This is a genomic window from Mycobacterium sp. 4D054, assembly GCF_052245755.1.
Lineage (GTDB): Bacteria > Actinomycetota > Actinomycetes > Mycobacteriales > Mycobacteriaceae > Mycobacterium.
Window position 1 is genome coordinate 1 of sequence record NZ_JBQQCF010000014.1, and the last position, 16,357, is coordinate 16,357.

Here is a 16,357-nt window from a genome sequence, read left to right on the forward strand (position 1 = left end):
AGCAAATCACGCGCCGTCAACGACACCCCGACCGAACAGGAGGCCACCCCCGCGGCACTGACCGCCTGAACCATTAACTCGAAGAATCACACGACAGGCGTCGTACACCACGCCCCTGGACTTGACCGATATCGAAGTGAGCTCAGGATGAATCCACCGGCGCAGCGTGGCGCGACTCGACCCCTCCGATGAATCAGGAAGTCGCCATGACCTCAGTCGACACCGCGCCCGCGCCGCCGGGTCCGCCACACGGGCAGCACGACCTGGAAGCCGAGCTGACCGTCATCCCGGAATCGGCGAAGACCACCGACCTGCGCGGCCAGTTCTGGATCTGGGCGGGGGCCAATATCGCCCCGATCAACTGGATCCTCGGCGCGCTCGGCGTGACGATGGGTCTCGGGCTGGTCGAGACGATCCTGGTGCTGGCGGTCGGCAACGCGATCGGCATGTCGCTGTTCGGGATCTTCGTCGTGATCGGACAGCGCACCGGCGTCACCGGAATGGTGCTGGCGCGCGCGGTATTCGGCCGCCGGGGTGCCTACGTCCCCGCCGCCGTGCAGGCGCTGGTCTGTATCGGGTGGTGTGCCGTGAACACCTGGATCGTGCTCGATCTGGTGATGGCGCTGCTCGGTCGCATCGGCCTGGTCGATCCCGGTCTGAGCAACAACGCCGCACGCATCATCGTGGCCGGCGTCATCATGAGCATCCAGGTGGTCATCGCGTGGTTCGGCTACCGGGTGATCGCGGCGTTCGAGCGCTGGACGGTGCCGCCGACGGTCGCTGTGCTGGTCGCCATGACGGGGGTGGCCTGGCTCGGTCTCGACGTCGACTGGGGCTACGCCGGCGATGCCGCGCTGACGCCGGCCGAGCATTTCGCCGCGATCACCGCCGTCATGACCGCGATCGGAATCGGGTGGGGCATCACCTGGTTGGGCTATGCCGCCGACTACTCGCGGTTCGTGTCGACGTCGGTGCCGGCCCGCAAGCTCTTCGCCGCGAGCGCGCTGGGCCAGTTCATCCCGGTGGTGTGGCTGGGCGCGCTGGGCGCCACCCTGGCGACCCTGAGCACGTCGTCGGACCCGGGCGAGATCATCGTCGACGCCTACGGCGTGCTGGCGATCCCGGTGCTGCTGCTGGTGGTGCACGGCCCGCTGGCCACCAACATTCTCAACATCTACACCTGCGCGGTCTCCACGCAGGCGCTCGACATCCGGGTCAACCGCCGGGTGCTCAACGTCGTGATCGGCGTGGTCGCCATGGCGTGTGTGGTGTATTTCGTGCTCAACGGGGACTTCGCGCACACCATCGACGCCTGGCTCGTCGGGATCGTCGGCTGGCTCGCCCCGTGGGCGGCGGTGATGCTGGTGCACTGGTTCGCGGTGGCCCGCCGGCAGGTCGACGCCGAGGCGCTGCTCGCGCCGCCGGGGGAATCCGCGTTGCCTGTCGTGCGTCCCAGCGCGCTGATCTCCCTCGCGGTCGGCATCGTCTTCACCTGGCTGTTCATGTACGGGATGGTGCCGGTGATGCAGGGCCCGATCGCCACCGCGCTGGGCGGTGTGGACCTGTCCTGGCTCGCCGGCGGTCTGGCCGCCGGGACGTTGTACGCCGCGCTGGAGATCCCGCGGGCCCGTCGGGCGCGGGTAACCGTTGGCTGAACTGAGCCATCGGCCATTGCGGCGCATGTGCATCGACGAGCAGACTCGTGTGTCGTGGCTTACTTGAAGCCTCCCTGGTTCACGAGGCGCATCTTCAACCGCTTCGCGATGGCCTTCGGGGTGGGGCAGACGCTGACGGTGACCGGGCGGCGTAGTGGCCGGCCCCACCGCATCCCGGTGGTGGTGCCCGAGGTCGGCGGCGTCAAGTACCTGGTATCCACGCGGGGTGAGTCGGACTGGGTGAAGAACGTCCGGGCGAATCCGCAGGTGACGCTGGATGGTGCGGCGTTTCTGGCCACCGAGATCCCGGTGGAGCAGCGGGCGCCCATCCTGGCGGTCTATCGCCCGCAGGCGGGTAAGGCCGTGCAGGGCTACTGGCGGCGCCTGCCCGCAGACGCCGACCATCCTGTGTTCGCCCTCACCCCGGCGGGATGACCACTACACCCTGTAGTTGGACGATTTCGGCCCGGCTGGGACACTGGTCGGCATGAGCAGTACCGACCTGTCCGGGAAGTTGTTCGCCGACGCGTCCTCGGTGATCCCCGGCGGGGTCAACTCGCCGGTGCGGGCCTTCAGCTCCGTCGGCGGCACGCCGCGCTTCATCACCTCGGCCAAGGGGTGCTGGCTGACCGACGCCGACGGCAACCGCTACGTGGACCTGGTGTGTTCATGGGGCCCGATGATCCTCGGCCACGCCCACCCTGCCGTCGTCGAGGCGGTGCAGCGGGTAGCCGCCGACGGGCTGTCGTTCGGCGCCCCGACCCCGTCGGAGTCCGAACTGGCCCGCGAGATCATCGACCGCGTGGATCCGGTCGAACTGCTCCGGCTGGTCAACTCCGGCACCGAGGCCACCATGAGCGCGATCCGGCTGGCCCGCGGCTTCACCGGCCGCGCCAAGATCGTGAAGTTCTCCGGCTGTTATCACGGCCACAGCGACGCCCTGCTCGCCGACGCCGGATCGGGGGTCGCCACCCTGGGCCTGCCGTCGTCTCCAGGGGTGACGGGCGCGGCAGCCGCCGACACCATCGTGCTGCCGTACAACAACGCGCCCGCGGTCGAGGAGGTGTTCGCCCGCTTCGGCGCCGAGATCGCCTGCGTGATCACCGAGGCCAGCCCCGGCAACATGGGCACCGTGCCGCCGCTGCCCGGGTTCAACGCCGAACTGCGCCGCATCACCGCCGCCCACGGCGCGCTGCTCATCGTCGACGAGGTGATGACGGGCTTCCGGGTGAGCCGTGCCGGCTGGTACGGCGTCGATCCGGTGGACGCCGACCTGTTCACCTTCGGCAAGGTGATGAGCGGCGGGCTGCCGGCCGCGGCGTTCGGTGGCCGCGCCGAGGTGATGAACCGGCTGGCCCCGTTGGGCCCGGTGTACCAGGCGGGCACGCTGTCCGGTAACCCGGTTGCGATGGCTGCCGGGCTGGCCACACTGCGCGCTGCCGACGACGCCGCCTACGCCGCGCTGGACGCCAACGCCGACCGGCTGGTCGGCCTGATCGGTGATGCGCTCACCAAAGCCGGTGTGGCGCACCAGATCCCGCGGGCGGGCAACATGTTCAGCGTGTTCTTCGGCGCCGAGCCGGTGACCGACTTCGCCGCCGCACGGGCCACCGAAACGTGGCGCTTCCCGGCGTTCTTCCACGGCCTCCTCGACGCGGGCGTCTACCCGCCGCCGAGTGCATACGAAACCTGGTTCGTTTCAACGGCTCTCGACGACGACGCATTCGACAAGATCGTCGCCGCCCTGCCGGGTGCGGCGCGTGCGGCCGCGCAGGCCACCGCATGACGACCAATCACACGGTGGTGCATGTGATGCGCCACGGCGAGGTGCACAACCCCGAAAAGATCCTTTACGGCCGGCTGCCCGACTATCACCTGTCCGACCGGGGCCGGGCGCAGGCGAACGCGGTCGCGGACTGGTTGGCCTCCCGTGACATCACCCACGTCGTGGCGTCTCCGCTGGAACGCGCGCAGGAGACCGCCGCACCCATCGCCGCCCGCCACGAACTGCAGATCAACACCGACGAGGAGTTGATCGAGTCGACGAATGTCTTCCAGGGGCAGCGAGTTTCCCCTGGCGACGGGGCACTGCGCGATCCGCGTAACTGGTGGCACCTGCGCAACCCGCGCCTGCCGTCCTGGGGGGAGCCCTACACCGAGATCGCCACTCGGATGAAGCGCGCGGTGTTCCGGGCCAGGGAGGCCGCCGACGGCCACGAGGCGGTGTGCGTGAGCCATCAGCTTCCCGTCGAGACGCTGCGCCGCGCGATGACCGACCGTCCGCTGCACCATTTCCCGACCCGGCGGATGTGCAACCTGGCGTCGGTCACGTCGTTCTATTTTCACGGCGCCACCTGTGTCGGCTGGGGGTATGCGGAGTTGGCCGGGCGGTGAACCGGGTGGTGGCCCTGATGCGTGCGCTGTTCGCAGCGTGCGCGGCGACCGCTGTGCTCGCCGGATGCGCCACCGGCAGTGATGCCGTCGCCCAGGGCGGCAGCTTCGAATTCGTCGCCCCGGGCGGTCAGACCGACATCTTCTACGACCCGCCCGGCGACCGCGGCACGCCGGGACCGCTGTCCGGTCCAGATCTGATGGATCCCGACAAGACCATCTCGCTGGACGATTTCGCGGGCAAGGTGGTGGTGATCAACGTGTGGGGACAGTGGTGCGGCCCATGCCGCACCGAGATCACCCAGCTGCAGAAGGTGTATGAGGCCACCCGGGACCAGGGGGTGGCATTCCTCGGTATCGACGTGCGCGACAACAACGTCGACGCCCCACGGGATTTCATCATCGACCGCGGGGTGACCTTCCCGTCGATCTACGACCCGCCGATGCGCACGATGATCGCGTTCGGCGGGCGCTATCCCACCACGGTGATCCCGTCGACGGTGGTGCTGGACCGGGAGCACCGGGTGGCGGCGGTGTTTCTTCGCGAGTTGCTCGCCGAGGACCTGCAGCCCATCGTCGAGCGGTTGGCGGCGGAACGATGAACCTGGACCAGATCGATCAGTTGACCACCAGCGGCCCGCTGCTGCTGGCCATGGGACTGGCCGCGCTGGCCGGCCTGGTGTCGTTCGCCTCGCCGTGTGTGATCCCGCTGGTGCCCGGCTACCTGTCCTACCTCGCGGCGGTGGTCGGGGTCGATGACCGACCGGGCGGAGCCGCCGGCCAGACGACGATCCAGGGCGCGCGGTTGCGGGTCGCCGGCGCGGCGGGACTGTTCGTGGCGGGATTCACGGTGGTGTTCCTGCTCGGCACGGTCGCCGTGCTCGGGATGACGACGACGTTGATCACCAATCAGCTTCTGCTGCAACGCCTCGGCGGGGTGGTCACGATTCTGATGGGTCTGGTGTTCATCGGCCTGGTGCCGGTGCTGCAGCGTGACACGCGGATCACGCCGCGCCAGATCTCCACGCTCGGCGGGGCGCCGCTGCTCGGCGCGGTGTTCGCACTCGGCTGGACCCCGTGCCTGGGCCCGACGCTGACCGGTGTGATCGCGGTGGCGTCGGCGACCGAGGGCAGCAACGTCGCGCGTGGGGTGGTGCTCGTTGTGGCGTACTGCCTGGGGCTGGGAATTCCGTTCGTGCTGCTGGCCTTCGGGTCGGAGCGCGCGGTGGCGGGGCTGGGCTGGCTGCGCCGGCACACCCGCACCATCCAGGTGCTCGGCGGGGTGCTGATGATCCTGGTCGGCACCGCACTGGTCACCGGTTTGTGGAACGAGTTCGTGTCCTGGGTGCGCGACGCGTTCGTCAGCGACGTCAGGCTGCCGATCTGATGCGACTCCTGGCCCTGATCCGCAACACCTGGCGGACCCTGACGTCGATGGGCACCGCGCTGGTGCTGCTGTTCCTGCTCGCTCTCGCGGCGATCCCCGGCGCGCTGCTGCCGCAGCGCAACCTCAACGAGGCCAAGGTCGCCGAGTACATCGCCGAACGCCCGACCCTGGGCCCGTTGCTGGACCGGCTGCAGGCCTTCGATGTATTCTCCAGCTTCTGGTTCACCGCGATCTACGTGCTGCTGTTCGTCTCGCTGGTGGGTTGTCTGACCCCCCGCATGGTCGAGCACGTCCGCAGCCTGCGCGCCACCCCGGTGGCGGCGCCGCGCAACCTCGGCCGACTACCCAAGCACCACAGCGCGGAGGTCCCCGCCGCCGACGCCGAAGCCGCGGCGGCCGCCGTGGACGGCGCGCTGCGCGGCTGGCGCCGCACCACCCGTCGCGACGGCGACGCGACAGAGGTCTCCGCCGAGAAGGGCTACCTGCGCGAGTTCGGCAACATCGTCTTCCACTTCTCGCTGCTGGGCCTGCTCGTCGCGATCGCCGCTGGAAAGATGTTCAGCTACGAGGGCAACGTCATCGTCGTCGCCAACGGCGGCCCCGGCTTCTGCTCGGCATCCCCGGCCGCGTTCGACTCCTTCCGCGCGGGCAACACCGTCGACGGCACCTCGCTGTACCCGATGTGCGTGCGGGTCAATGACTTCGAGGCCACCTACCTGGAGAACGGGCAGGCAGTCGGCTTCCAGGCCAACATCGAATACCAGGCCGGCGACGATCTGGACACCGGAACCTGGCGGCCGTACCTGCTGAAGGTCAACGAGCCGCTCCGGGTCGGCGGTGACCGCGTCTATCTGCAGGGCCACGGCTACGCGCCGACGTTCACCGTGACCTTCCCGGACGGGCAGAGCCGCACGCAGACTCTGCAGTGGCGCCCGGAGGACCAGATCACGTTCCTGTCGTCGGGGGCGATGCGTTTCGATCCGCCCGGCGGCACCTACGCCGACGAACTGCAGCGCCGCCGCAGCCAGATCGCGATCCAGGGGCTGTTCGCGCCGACCGCGCAACTCGACGGCACCCTGCTGTCATCCCGCTTCCCCGAGATGAACGACCCGGCTGTCGCCATCGACATCTACAAGGGCGACACGGGTCTGGACACCGGCCGGCCCCAGTCGCTGTTCACCCTGGACGAGCGGATGATCGGCCAGGGCCGGCTGACGAAGATGGCGCGCGTCAACCTCAAGGCCGGCGAGGACACCCGCCTGGAAGACGGCACCGTGATCCGCTTCGACGGCGCGGTCCCGTTCGTCAACCTGCAGGTCTCCCACGACCCCGCCCAGATCTGGGTGCTGGTGTTCTCGATGACGATGATGGGCGGGCTGCTGGTCTCGCTGGTCATACGCCGGCGCCGCGTCTGGGTGCGGATCACCGACGGACCGGCGGGTACGGTGAACGTCGAGCTGGGCGGCCTGGCCCGCACCGACAACTCCGGGTGGGGCGACGAGTTCGAACGGCTGACGGCGCGGGTTCTCACTGCCGTGGAGGGCACCGGGACTACCGCGCCGGCACGGGAAGAGAAGGCGGAGCGCGCATGAGTGAAGCTCGCGAGCGAATGAGGCGGCTGTGAGTACGAGCATCGACATCGGGCTGGCCCGGTACTCCGATTGGGCGTTCACGTCCTCGGTGCTGGTGTTGCTCGCGGCGCTGCTCCTGCTCGCCGTGGAGCTGTCCTACAGCCGCAGCCGCAAGGCCGAGAGTCGCGAGCTGGTCACCGCCGGAGGCGTGGGCCGCGACAGCGCGGCCCCCGGCGTCGTCATCGACGCGCCGCGGCGTCCGTTCGACGAGCGGCTGGGCACCTCCGGGGTGGCGCTGGTCTACGTCGGGATCGCGCTGCTGCTGGCCTGCATCGTGCTGCGCGGACTGTCCACCTCACGGGTGCCGTGGGGCAACATGTACGAGTTCATCAACCTGACCAGCTTCTGCGGTCTGGTGGCCGCGGCCTGGGTGCTGCGCCGCCCGCAATACCGCTCGCTGTGGGTGTTCGTGCTCGTCCCGGTGCTCATCCTGCTGACCGTGTCCGGCAAGTGGCTGTACTCGCACGCGGCACCGGTGATGCCTGCGCTGCAGTCCTACTGGCTGCCGATCCACGTGTCCGTGGTCAGCCTGGGTTCCGGGGTGTTCCTGGTGGCCGGCGTGGCCAGCATCCTGTTCCTGCTGAAGATGTCGCGGCTGGGCGACCCCGACCGCGCCGATGCGATCGGGCGGATCGTGGCCAAGCTGCCGGACGCCCAGACATTGGACCGGATCGCCTACCGGACCACGATCTTCGCCTTCCCGGTGTTCGGGTTCGGGGTGATCTTCGGGGCGATCTGGGCCGAGGAGGCGTGGGGCCGCTATTGGGGCTGGGATCCCAAGGAGACGGTGTCGTTCATCGCGTGGGTCGTCTACGCGGCCTATCTGCACGCCCGCTCGACCGCCGGTTGGCGGGACAGAAAAGCAGCCTGGATCAACATCGTCGGGTTCGTCGCGATGGTGTTCAACCTGTTCTTCATCAATCTGGTGACGGTGGGCCTGCACTCGTATGCGGGCGTCGGCTGAGCCGGGAGAGGGTACTGACTGTTGGTGGACGCGCCGGGGAGTTTTCGGGCACAGCAACGGTTTTCCGATCCCATGGCGCCAGTTCCCGCCGAATGGACGGCGCCCACCCCGCCCGAGGGGACGCCGCCGGTCGTCGCCGCCGACCCGCCGCCGGTTGTCGCCGCCGACCCGGCGCCGTATCTGGATCTGTCGACCGTCGCGCTGCTGGGCCACGCGAACCGCGGCCCGTCGTCGGGCTGGCGCAAGTGGCTGTACTGGGGCTCGGGCAAGCTGATCGACGTCGGGGAGAACCCGAAAGTGCTGCGCCGCAACACCCTTGTCGCGCAGGTGCAACAGCCGCTGCGGGGCTGCTACCGCATCGCGATGCTGTCGCAGAAGGGTGGTGTCGGCAAGACCACGATCACCGCAACGCTCGGTGCGACGTTCGCCACCACCCGCGGCGACCGGGTGATCGCGGTGGACGCCAACCCCGATCGCGGCACCCTGAGCCAGAAGGTGCCGGTCGAGACCTCGGCCACCGTGCGCCATCTGTTGCGCGACGCCGAAGGGATCGCCTCCTACAGCGACGTGCGGCATTACACCTCGCAGGGGCCGAGCCGATTGGAAGTCCTGGCCTCGGAGAGCGATCCTGCGGTGTCGGAGGCGTTCAGCGCCGCCGACTACTGCCGCGCGGTCGACGTGCTCGAGCGCTTCTACAGCGTGGTGCTGACCGACTGCGGCATCGGCATGCTGCACTCGGCGATGTCAGGGGTCATCGAGAAGGCCGACGTGCTGGTGGTGATCAGCTCCGGTTCGGTCGACGGGGCACGTAGCGCATCCGCGACGCTGGACTGGCTGGACGCACATGGCCACGAGGACATGGTGCGCAACTCGATCGCCGTCATCAACGGCGTGCGGCGCGGGTCGAAGCGTGGCGCCTCGAAGGTGGACCTGAACAAGGTCGTGGATCATTTCGCCCGGCGGTGCCGCGCGGTGTGTCAGGTGCCGTTCGACCCGCATCTGGAGGAGGGCGCCGAGATCAGCCTGGAGCGGCTGCGCGGGGACACCCGGGAATCGTTGCTGGAGTTGGCCGCAGTGGTCGCCGAGGGCTTCCCGCGGGCGCGGCGCGCCGACCCGGTGGGTTAGCGGTCGGGCCGAACGTCGATCAGTGTCAAGGCCGGGGCTGGTCGGGACGCGGCTGGTCGTCGCGCGGATTGATCCGTCGCAGGAATTCCGGATCGTCGTCCGGTCCGATCACCCGGTGCCGCGGTCGGTTCGCGTTCATCCGGCTCACCCGCCAGCCCACGTAGACCAGTGCGGCCAAAACGAGCATCAGGAGCAAATACGCCACTCAAAACCTCCTTCCTGTCAATATACGCGCCGTCGGTAGGCTCGCTTTCGTGTCGAAGGACCCACGCCCGACCTCGCGGCTCATTGTTGATGTGCTGGCTTACACCGCCGCACGGCTGGTGCTCGTCGTCGCGCTGACGGCGGCCATTCTCGGTGTCGGGCACCTGGCCGGCATCCGTGAATTCCCCGTCGTGGTCGCGCTGTTGTTCGCGATCGTGATCGGGTTGCCGGTGGGAATCTGGGTGTTCACGCCGCTGAGGCGGCGTGCCAACGAGAGCATCGCGGTGTGGGACGAACAGCGGCGCCGTGACAGGGAGCAGCTGCAGTCGCGGCTGCGCGGAGGTGCCGATGGCCGGCCCGCCGGTCGCGACGGCAAGACCGACACCTGACGCTGCGCGTCGAGAACGTAACGTCACGGTGAATTCGTGGGCTTAGCTGTGCCCGAACGCGGGTAACAGAAATGTCATGAACAATCCGCAGGTCATGACCCGTCCTGGGGGCATGACGAGCCACAGAGGTATCAGTAGCCCCAAGGTCATGGTCGGACAGCGGTTGTACCAGCGGTGGATCCGGGAGCTGTGGGCCGGCGAGAGCATCGCCGCGGAGCTGGTGTCACCGGACTTCGTGGGCCATTGGCCGACCAGGGACGTTTACGGGCCGGACGAACTGCAGGCCGTGGTCGACGAGACCCGCGCCGCGCTCAAAGAACTGCTGTTCGTGGTGGAGGTCGGTCCGATCACCGACGGCGACCTGGTCGCGGCGCGGTGGATCGCCACCGGTTCGGGGCGGGACGGACCGGCGCGTTTCACCGGCAACGACCTGCTGCGGGTGGCCAACGGCAGGATCGTCGAGTACTGGAACGGCACCTCGCGGGCCTGACGGGCCTGACGGTCACTGGGTAGCGGCGTCGCGCAGCAGTTGCCGCAGGGCTTCGAGCGGATCGCCGCCACGGTCGAGGCGACGTTCTCCCGTCGGACCGGCCACGTCGGGCGCCGTGATCGGCGGCGCGGGTGGGGCGACGGTGACGGCAGCGGGAGGCGGCACCGGTGGTGCGAGGGGTGCCACCGAGCCGAGAGCCTCGATCTTGGCGGTGATCCGCTCGTCGGCGTCCTCGCGGATGGCGCGGCGCTCCCGATCGGGGTCGTCGTTGCCGTCGAAGCAGTTTGCAGGCGCGTCCGCGATCACAGTCAGCGCGCTGGTATACCGCTGCCGCGCCACCTCCGAGCGCGCCTCCCACGCGTCGATGTCGCCCTGCCGTTCGCGCACCAACGCGAGGTTCACTCGCACCGCGCACGATCGGCCCGGCTCGGTGCGCGCCAGCGCCGCGGAGAACTCGGTGTCCGCGACGTCGAGCCGGTCTTCGAGCACCGCGAGCCCGCCGGCGGCGAACGCGGTGGTGCCGGGTTCGACGACGTCGAACACCCGCAGCAGCGACACGTCCTGGCGCAGCGCGCCGATGTCCCCGCTCGCGTAGTGCTGTTGCGCCGAACCGCCGACCACCACCACCGAGATCAACTTCACGGCGACGACGATCGCGGCCAGCGCGATAGGCGCCGACGCCAGCAGCAGGCGTCTCCGCAGGCGAATCCGGGCCGGCGTGCGCGTCACTGCAGTACCTCCCGGCGCGTGGCCCTGGCGCGCAGCAGGTCCCGGGCGGTCAGGAAGATCTCCGCGAGCAGGAGCAGGCCGGCCAGCAGGGTGAGCACCCAGTAGTACTCGACCCGTCCGGGACTGTCGGCGGCCTCGGACGGCGCCGCCGCGGAGTCCGTCGGCGCGACGGCCGCGGGCAGCGGGTCCCCGCCGCCACGCTGGACGTAAGACACCCCCAACCGGCCGGCGATGTCACGCAGCGTGGCCTCGCCGCGTCCGGTCCCGTAGCCGAGCACGGCTCCGCCGTCGACCGCGGGGGTGTCGAACGTGCCCTGGGGCGCCGTCGATTCCGGTGCCCCGGAGCCAAGGTAGTAGACGAGGTTCTCCGCGGACGGATACTGCTGGCCCGCCGCGATCAGCTGGTAGCGCAGCACGTTCGCGGCCGCCGCGGCGTTGACCTCTGTGTCGGCCGCGCTCGGGCCGGGAATCGGGGTGAGCGTCTCGACGACGGGTTGCAGACTCCAGGTGTCGTCAGACAGCGGCCACTCGACGGCGGGCCGCGAGGCGAACGTGATCAGCGCGAACCGGGCACCGGGATGCGCGTCGACGAGTCGCTCGATGTCGTCGCGCATCGCCGACATCCGCGGGGTGCCGACGGTCGCCGAGTCCGCCGACCGGTCGACCACGAGGAAGACGTTGGCCCCGCCCGGCCGCGGATGCCCGGTGTCGGTGTCGGCGGTCGCTGCGCTGACCGGTCGCGCGGCGGCCAGTAGCAGCAGCAGCATCGCCACCGTCGTGGTCGACCACCGCAGGACCGCGCGGCCTCCCGCGCCCGCGGCGGCCCGGACACCGAGCAGCCGCAGCACGATCAGCGCCGCCGCGGCGGCGGCCAACACCAGCGGGGGCAGCACCGGATCGAACGTCATCGCCGCACCGCCAACAACGCCACACCCAGCAGTGCCGAGAGTCCCAGCGCGATCACCAGGACGACGACAGGGGAGTCCACCCGGGCGTCGACACCGCCGGGAGGCCCGGCGGGCGGGGCCGCACGGATCGCGTCGAGCTGACCGTCGACGGCCTCGGCGTCGAACCGGAAGAACTGCCCTCCGGTCGCCGCTGCCGCCGCACTCAGCGCGGACGTGTCGCGGCCCGGGGTCGCGATCGCATTGATCTGCACGCCGGCCCGCCGTGCCATGTCGGTGACCTGGGCGTCGGTGAACAGCGACGGCCGGTCGTCACCGGGTGCCCGCAGCGAACCGGGCCCGAGGTAGATCAGCGACCGCCGGGTGTCACCGGGCTGCTGGAAGTCCGGGAATCCGGTCAGGCACAGGGCGAGCACGTCGGCGACTGTGGGAGCGTAGTCGTCGTACTCCACCGGCACCGCGAACCGCGGCGCCGCCGGGCCGCCGCGCGAGAACTCAGCCAGCCGCCCCGCGGCGAACTGGTGGTCCCGGGTCAGCGGCACCAGGCGCCGGTTCACCGACGTGGCGCCGATGCGCTCGGACCCGTATCCGGTGGCCTGCCGGGCGAAGTAGTCGAGGAACCCCGCCGTGGCCTCGTCGGTGGCGGGGGCCCCCGCGCACAGCATGATGTCGTCGCGCGGTTCCGAAGCCTCCGCATTCCAGAAGGTTCCGGTCGGACGGGCCGTGGCCAGAACGGTCGTCGCGAACAGCAGGACGAGGAGCGTGAGCGCGAGCGTCGCGGCGCGGGTCTGCCGTCGCACCACGGCGCGGTACTCGGGCAGCTCGGTCAGCCGTGCGGTGTGGGCCAGCGGCAGTTGCCGTTCGCGGCCGCGGCGGACCGGCACCAGCACCGTCAGAGCGGCGGCCAGCAGCAGGGCGCCGAACCCGAAGGCCACCACCGGCCACCATGTCAGCTCCACGATCGGATCAGCTCTTCGGTCTGTTCCCCGAGCCGGCCCACGTCCGCGGTCGACGCCTTGTCGAACTGCGCCTCGCCCAGCGCTTCCAGCACGGGGGCCGCGGCGGCGAGATCACCGGCAGCCACCGCGCGCAGCTGCATGAACTGTGCCGGAACGCCGGTCGCCTGGTGCAGGAAACTGCGCAGCGTGCGGCTCAGCGCCGCGCCTGCCTGCTCGGTCGAGAGCTCACCTGCCCGGTGGCGCCGGGTGACCGCCCGCGCTGAGTGCGCGAAGCGCTGCCGCAGCACCCTGGCGTGCAGCGCACGCACCCCGGGGATGCCCCGCAGGCTCTGTGACGGCATCGTCGCAATCAAAACCGCTGTGTACCAGCCAAAGACGAGAAGCAGCAAGACAAGTCCGAGCCACAGCCACAGAATCGAGAAGGGGGGCGGCCCGCTGACGAATTCCAACAGGTCATCCGGCACGCGACCACACCCTGGTCATCTCGGTGATACCCCGGCGGATCTGGCGACTGCCCGGGATCGTCGCATAAGAGACGGCGCGGGCAGCCATGAACTCGGCGAGGTGCTGGACTCGCCGCTCCTCGGCGCGGCGGTACGCGGTGACGACGCGCGGATCCACCGCGGCGGAGCCGAGCACCGGGCGGCCCGTCGCGACGTCGTAGCCGCCGTCCTCGGCGTCCACCGCGGGCAGGTCGGCGACCATCGCCCACATCAGGTCGTGCCGCCCGGTCAGCCGGTCCAGCACGTCGCCGAGCCGGTCGTCGGGCTCCGGTTCGTCAGAGACCACGACGACCAACATCGGATGGCGGTAATGCGTTGCCACATAGGTCAACTGGCACACGATGTCACTGGGGCCAGGCCGCGCCGTGTGGTCCTGGTAGTTCTGCAGCATGCTCTCGATGTGGTTCTCGCCGCGCCGCTGGCGCACGCGGATGCTGCCGCGGGCATCTCCGTAGACCATCCCGATCTCGTCGGCCCGGCCCAGCGTGATCATCCCCAACGCGCCCAGGACATTCAGCGCCACAGTCCATTTGAGTTCTCTCCCCGGCGCGAGAGCGTGCATGTTGCGGCCCGCGTCGGCGACCAGGAGGATCTTGTGGTGCTTCTCCGACACGAAGCGCTTGATCAGCACCGCGCCGGAGCGCGCCGATGCCTTCCAGTCGATGTCGCGGACGTCGTCTCCGGGTACGTAGGGTCGCAGTTCGTCGAATTCCAGTGTGCGGGTGTGCAGTAGCGCGTGACGACCGCCCTGCAGGAGGCCACGGGTGTCGGCGCCGAACTGGGCTCGGGCCCGGTTGAGAAGCTTACCCATCGGGAGCCGCCGCTCAGGGCACCCGGACCGCACGCAGCACGGCGTCGATCACCACGTCGGGGGTGACGCCGGCACTGGCCGCCTCGAACCCCAGGATGAGGCGGTGCTGCAGCACGCGGTGGGCGAGATCGGCGATGTCGCCCGGGATGACGTGGTTGCGGCCCGACAGCAGCGCCAGCGCCCTGGCCGACGTGCACAGCGCGATGGTGGCGCGGGGGCTGGCGCCGTACTCGATGAGCCGGGCGATCTGGCCGGGTAGGTAGTGGCCGGGTTCTCGGGTCACCCCGACCAGGCGGCTGGCGTAGAGCATCAGGTCCCTGCTCATGTACACCTCGCGCGTGACCCGCTGCAGCCGGCGGATGTCGGCCAGCGACGCGACCGGTGTGCTGGGGTGCTCCCTGTCGAACAGGCCCGCGTCCAGGCGGGTGAGGACTTCCACCTCCTGCTCGGGGGACGGGTAGCGCACGATCTCCTTGAGCAGGAACCGGTCGGTCTGCGCTTCCGACAGCGCATAGGTGCCCTCCTGGTCGACCGGGTTCTGCGTCGCGATCACCAGGAACGGTTCGGGGATCGGGTACACGACACCGGCGATCGTGGTCTGGCGTTCCTCCATCGCCTCCAGCATCGCGCTCTGGGTCTTGGCGCTGGAGCGGTTGATCTCGTCGAGCAGCACCACGTTGGCGTGCACCGGTCCCAGCTGGGTGACGAACGAGGTGGTGGCCGCGTCGTAGACCTGAGTGCCGACGATGTCGCTGGGCAGCAGGTCAGGGGTGCACTGGATACGGCGGAACTGCCCGTCGATCGCCTCGGCGATGACGCGCGCGGCGGTGGTCTTGGCCAGCCCCGGCACGCTTTCCAGCAGGATGTGCCCGCCGGTCAGCAGCCCGATCAGCAACGTCTCGCGCAGGTGTTCCTGCCCGACCACCTTGGCCGAGAACGCGTCGGCGAGCGCGGAGAGAACCCCCCGCGCCTCGTCGACATCGTCGGCGGACTCGCGGGGCATCGGCGCAGCATTCATCCCGCTGCTTGTACCACGCGAATCCGACGCGCAAACCGACGCTCAGGGTGCCCCAGCGCGCCGGCTTCGCTACCCGAGGACCAGCGCGAGTGTCACCGCGACCGCCCACACCAGCATCGTCAGGCCGGTGTCCTTGAGGACCGGGATCAGGTCCTTCCCTCCGGAGCCGGCGCGCACGGGTTTGGCGGCGCGCACCGCCAGTGGCAGCGCCACCAGCCCGGCCGCGCACCACGGGGTGGCCGCGATCAGCACCAGCGTCAGCACGAACGGCACCGCCAGTAGCGCCTGGAACAGCACCCGCGTCTTGGCGTCGCCGAGCCGCACGGCCAGCGTGATCTTGCCGGTCTGGGCATCGGTCGGGATGTCGCGCAGGTTGTTGGCCACCAGCACCGCCGAGGACAGGCAGCCCGTCGCGACCGCGAGCGTCACCCCGACCCAGTCGACGCGCAGCGCTTGCGTGTATTGGGTGCCCAGCACCGCGACCAGCCCGAAGAACACGAACACCGCGACCTCGCCGAGCCCGGAATAGCCGTAGGGCTTGGAGCCGCCGGTGTAGAGCCAGGCCCCGGCGATGCACACCGCACCGACCGCGATCAACCACGGCGCCGAGAACCACGCCAGCACCAGACCGGCCAGCGCACCGACCGCCAGGCTCACCACCGCGGCCGTCAGCACCGACCTGGGCGCCGCGAGCTTCGAACCGACCAGCCGCAGCGGCCCGGCCCGCACGTCATCGGTGCCGCGGATCCCGTCGGAGTAGTCGTTGGCATAGTTCACGCCGATGACCATGCCGAGCGCGACGATCAACGCGAGCAACGCCTTCCACCACGACGCGGCGTCCAGCCACGCGGCGGCGCCGGTGCCGGCGATGACGGGCGCGACGGCGTTGGGCAGCGTGCGGGGACGCGCCCCCTCGACCCACTGGGCGAAATTGGCCACGACGGTCAGTCTTGCAGGTGCCGACCGTGGCAGACTGGGCGCATGGACGAGCGACTGAGCAAGACCGAGATCGGCAAGGACGCGGTCCAGGAGATCGTCGCGGCCGGCGCGTCGGCTGTCGGTGAGGTCACCTCGATCATCACCACGGCGGTCAAGGACGTCGCGAATACGATCGGCGGTTTCGCCACCGACGTTTTCGAGATCCGCGACGGCGCCCGCCGCGCCGCGTCGCAGCAGGACGAGGACGACGCGTAACC

20 protein-coding genes are annotated in these 16,357 nt (G+C 69.9%); 12 read left to right on the forward strand and 8 right to left on the reverse strand.

The window, feature by feature from the left end:
* Window positions 1–206 precede the first annotated feature (206 nt).
* The 9 genes from ACTWP6_RS12335 (at window position 207) to ACTWP6_RS12375 (ending at window position 9,153) form a co-directional block, all read left to right on the forward strand.
* Window positions 207–1,655, forward strand: a complete 1,449-nt coding sequence (locus tag ACTWP6_RS12335) for a cytosine permease (protein ID WP_443187833.1) — start codon at window positions 207–209, stop codon at window positions 1,653–1,655.
* Between the two features lie 54 nt (window positions 1,656–1,709).
* Window positions 1,710–2,090 (forward strand): nitroreductase/quinone reductase family protein, encoded by a 381-nt coding sequence (locus ACTWP6_RS12340; RefSeq protein ID WP_443187834.1) that lies wholly within the window; start codon window positions 1,710–1,712, stop codon window positions 2,088–2,090.
* 52 nt (window positions 2,091–2,142) lie between these two features.
* Window positions 2,143–3,441 (forward strand): glutamate-1-semialdehyde 2,1-aminomutase, encoded by a 1,299-nt coding sequence (gene hemL, locus ACTWP6_RS12345; protein WP_443187835.1) that lies wholly within the window; start codon window positions 2,143–2,145, stop codon window positions 3,439–3,441.
* Window positions 3,438–4,049 carry a histidine phosphatase family protein gene (locus ACTWP6_RS12350; RefSeq protein ID WP_260756883.1) on the forward strand — a complete coding sequence of 204 codons (612 nt, stop codon included), beginning with the start codon at window positions 3,438–3,440 and terminating at the stop codon, window positions 4,047–4,049. The genes hemL and ACTWP6_RS12350 overlap by 4 nt, the downstream gene beginning before the upstream one ends.
* Window positions 4,050–4,066: 17 nt before the next feature.
* Entirely contained in the window at window positions 4,067–4,648 is a 582-nt protein-coding gene (locus ACTWP6_RS12355) for a TlpA disulfide reductase family protein (RefSeq protein WP_443187902.1), read from the forward strand.
* The gene (locus tag ACTWP6_RS12360; protein ID WP_260756885.1) at window positions 4,645–5,433 is read left to right on the forward strand and encodes a cytochrome c biogenesis CcdA family protein; all 789 of its coding nucleotides are present in this window, start codon (window positions 4,645–4,647) and stop codon (window positions 5,431–5,433) included. The genes ACTWP6_RS12355 and ACTWP6_RS12360 overlap by 4 nt, the downstream gene beginning before the upstream one ends.
* Window positions 5,433–7,025 (forward strand): cytochrome c biogenesis protein ResB, encoded by a 1,593-nt coding sequence (resB, locus tag ACTWP6_RS12365; RefSeq protein ID WP_443187836.1) that lies wholly within the window; start codon window positions 5,433–5,435, stop codon window positions 7,023–7,025. The genes ACTWP6_RS12360 and resB overlap by 1 nt, the downstream gene beginning before the upstream one ends.
* 28 nt (window positions 7,026–7,053) lie before the next feature.
* Window positions 7,054–8,028, forward strand: coding sequence for a c-type cytochrome biogenesis protein CcsB (gene ccsB / locus ACTWP6_RS12370; protein WP_260756887.1), 975 nt, complete (start codon window positions 7,054–7,056; stop codon window positions 8,026–8,028).
* A 72-nt stretch (window positions 8,029–8,100) separates the two neighbouring features.
* The gene (locus ACTWP6_RS12375; RefSeq protein WP_443187837.1) at window positions 8,101–9,153 is read left to right on the forward strand and encodes a MinD/ParA family ATP-binding protein; all 1,053 of its coding nucleotides are present in this window, start codon (window positions 8,101–8,103) and stop codon (window positions 9,151–9,153) included.
* A 25-nt stretch (window positions 9,154–9,178) separates the two neighbouring features.
* Here the strand turns inward: ACTWP6_RS12375 and ACTWP6_RS12380 are convergent, their stop codons facing one another.
* Entirely contained in the window at window positions 9,179–9,358 is a 180-nt protein-coding gene (locus tag ACTWP6_RS12380) for a hypothetical protein (protein WP_260756889.1), read from the reverse strand.
* A gap of 49 nt (window positions 9,359–9,407) precedes the next feature.
* Here ACTWP6_RS12380 and ACTWP6_RS12385 point away from each other — a divergent pair, with 49 nt between their 5' ends.
* On the forward strand, window positions 9,408–9,746 hold the full coding sequence (locus ACTWP6_RS12385; RefSeq protein ID WP_443187838.1) for a DUF4229 domain-containing protein: 339 nt from the start codon (window positions 9,408–9,410) through the stop codon (window positions 9,744–9,746).
* Between the two features lie 112 nt (window positions 9,747–9,858).
* The gene (locus ACTWP6_RS12390) at window positions 9,859–10,236 is read left to right on the forward strand and encodes an ester cyclase (RefSeq protein WP_443187839.1); all 378 of its coding nucleotides are present in this window, start codon (window positions 9,859–9,861) and stop codon (window positions 10,234–10,236) included.
* A 12-nt stretch (window positions 10,237–10,248) separates the two neighbouring features.
* Here ACTWP6_RS12390 and ACTWP6_RS12395 read toward each other — a convergent pair whose 3' ends face one another.
* From ACTWP6_RS12395 to ACTWP6_RS12425, 7 genes are all read right to left on the reverse strand, one after another.
* Entirely contained in the window at window positions 10,249–10,965 is a 717-nt protein-coding gene (locus tag ACTWP6_RS12395; protein ID WP_443187840.1) for a hypothetical protein, read from the reverse strand.
* On the reverse strand, window positions 10,962–11,873 hold the full coding sequence (locus ACTWP6_RS12400) for a VWA domain-containing protein (protein WP_443187841.1): 912 nt from the start codon (window positions 11,871–11,873) through the stop codon (window positions 10,962–10,964). Before ACTWP6_RS12400 ends, ACTWP6_RS12395 begins: the two co-directional genes overlap by 4 nt.
* Window positions 11,870–12,829, reverse strand: coding sequence for a hypothetical protein (locus tag ACTWP6_RS12405; RefSeq protein WP_260756895.1), 960 nt, complete (start codon window positions 12,827–12,829; stop codon window positions 11,870–11,872). The genes ACTWP6_RS12400 and ACTWP6_RS12405 overlap by 4 nt, the downstream gene beginning before the upstream one ends.
* Window positions 12,820–13,293 carry a hypothetical protein gene (locus ACTWP6_RS12410; RefSeq protein WP_260756896.1) on the reverse strand — a complete coding sequence of 158 codons (474 nt, stop codon included), beginning with the start codon at window positions 13,291–13,293 and terminating at the stop codon, window positions 12,820–12,822. Before ACTWP6_RS12410 ends, ACTWP6_RS12405 begins: the two co-directional genes overlap by 10 nt.
* On the reverse strand, window positions 13,283–14,143 hold the full coding sequence (locus ACTWP6_RS12415) for a DUF58 domain-containing protein (protein WP_260756897.1): 861 nt from the start codon (window positions 14,141–14,143) through the stop codon (window positions 13,283–13,285). The genes ACTWP6_RS12410 and ACTWP6_RS12415 overlap by 11 nt, the downstream gene beginning before the upstream one ends.
* A gap of 13 nt (window positions 14,144–14,156) precedes the next feature.
* A complete protein-coding gene (locus tag ACTWP6_RS12420) occupies window positions 14,157–15,146 on the reverse strand; it encodes an AAA family ATPase (RefSeq protein ID WP_260756898.1) in 990 nt (329 codons plus the stop codon).
* Window positions 15,147–15,230: 84 nt separating this feature from the next.
* Window positions 15,231–16,100, reverse strand: a complete 870-nt coding sequence (locus ACTWP6_RS12425; protein ID WP_443187842.1) for a 1,4-dihydroxy-2-naphthoate polyprenyltransferase — start codon at window positions 16,098–16,100, stop codon at window positions 15,231–15,233.
* Between the two features lie 42 nt (window positions 16,101–16,142).
* Here ACTWP6_RS12425 and ACTWP6_RS12430 point away from each other — a divergent pair, with 42 nt between their 5' ends.
* Window positions 16,143–16,355, forward strand: coding sequence for a hypothetical protein (locus ACTWP6_RS12430; protein ID WP_260756901.1), 213 nt, complete (start codon window positions 16,143–16,145; stop codon window positions 16,353–16,355).
* Window positions 16,356–16,357: the final 2 nt, after the last annotated feature.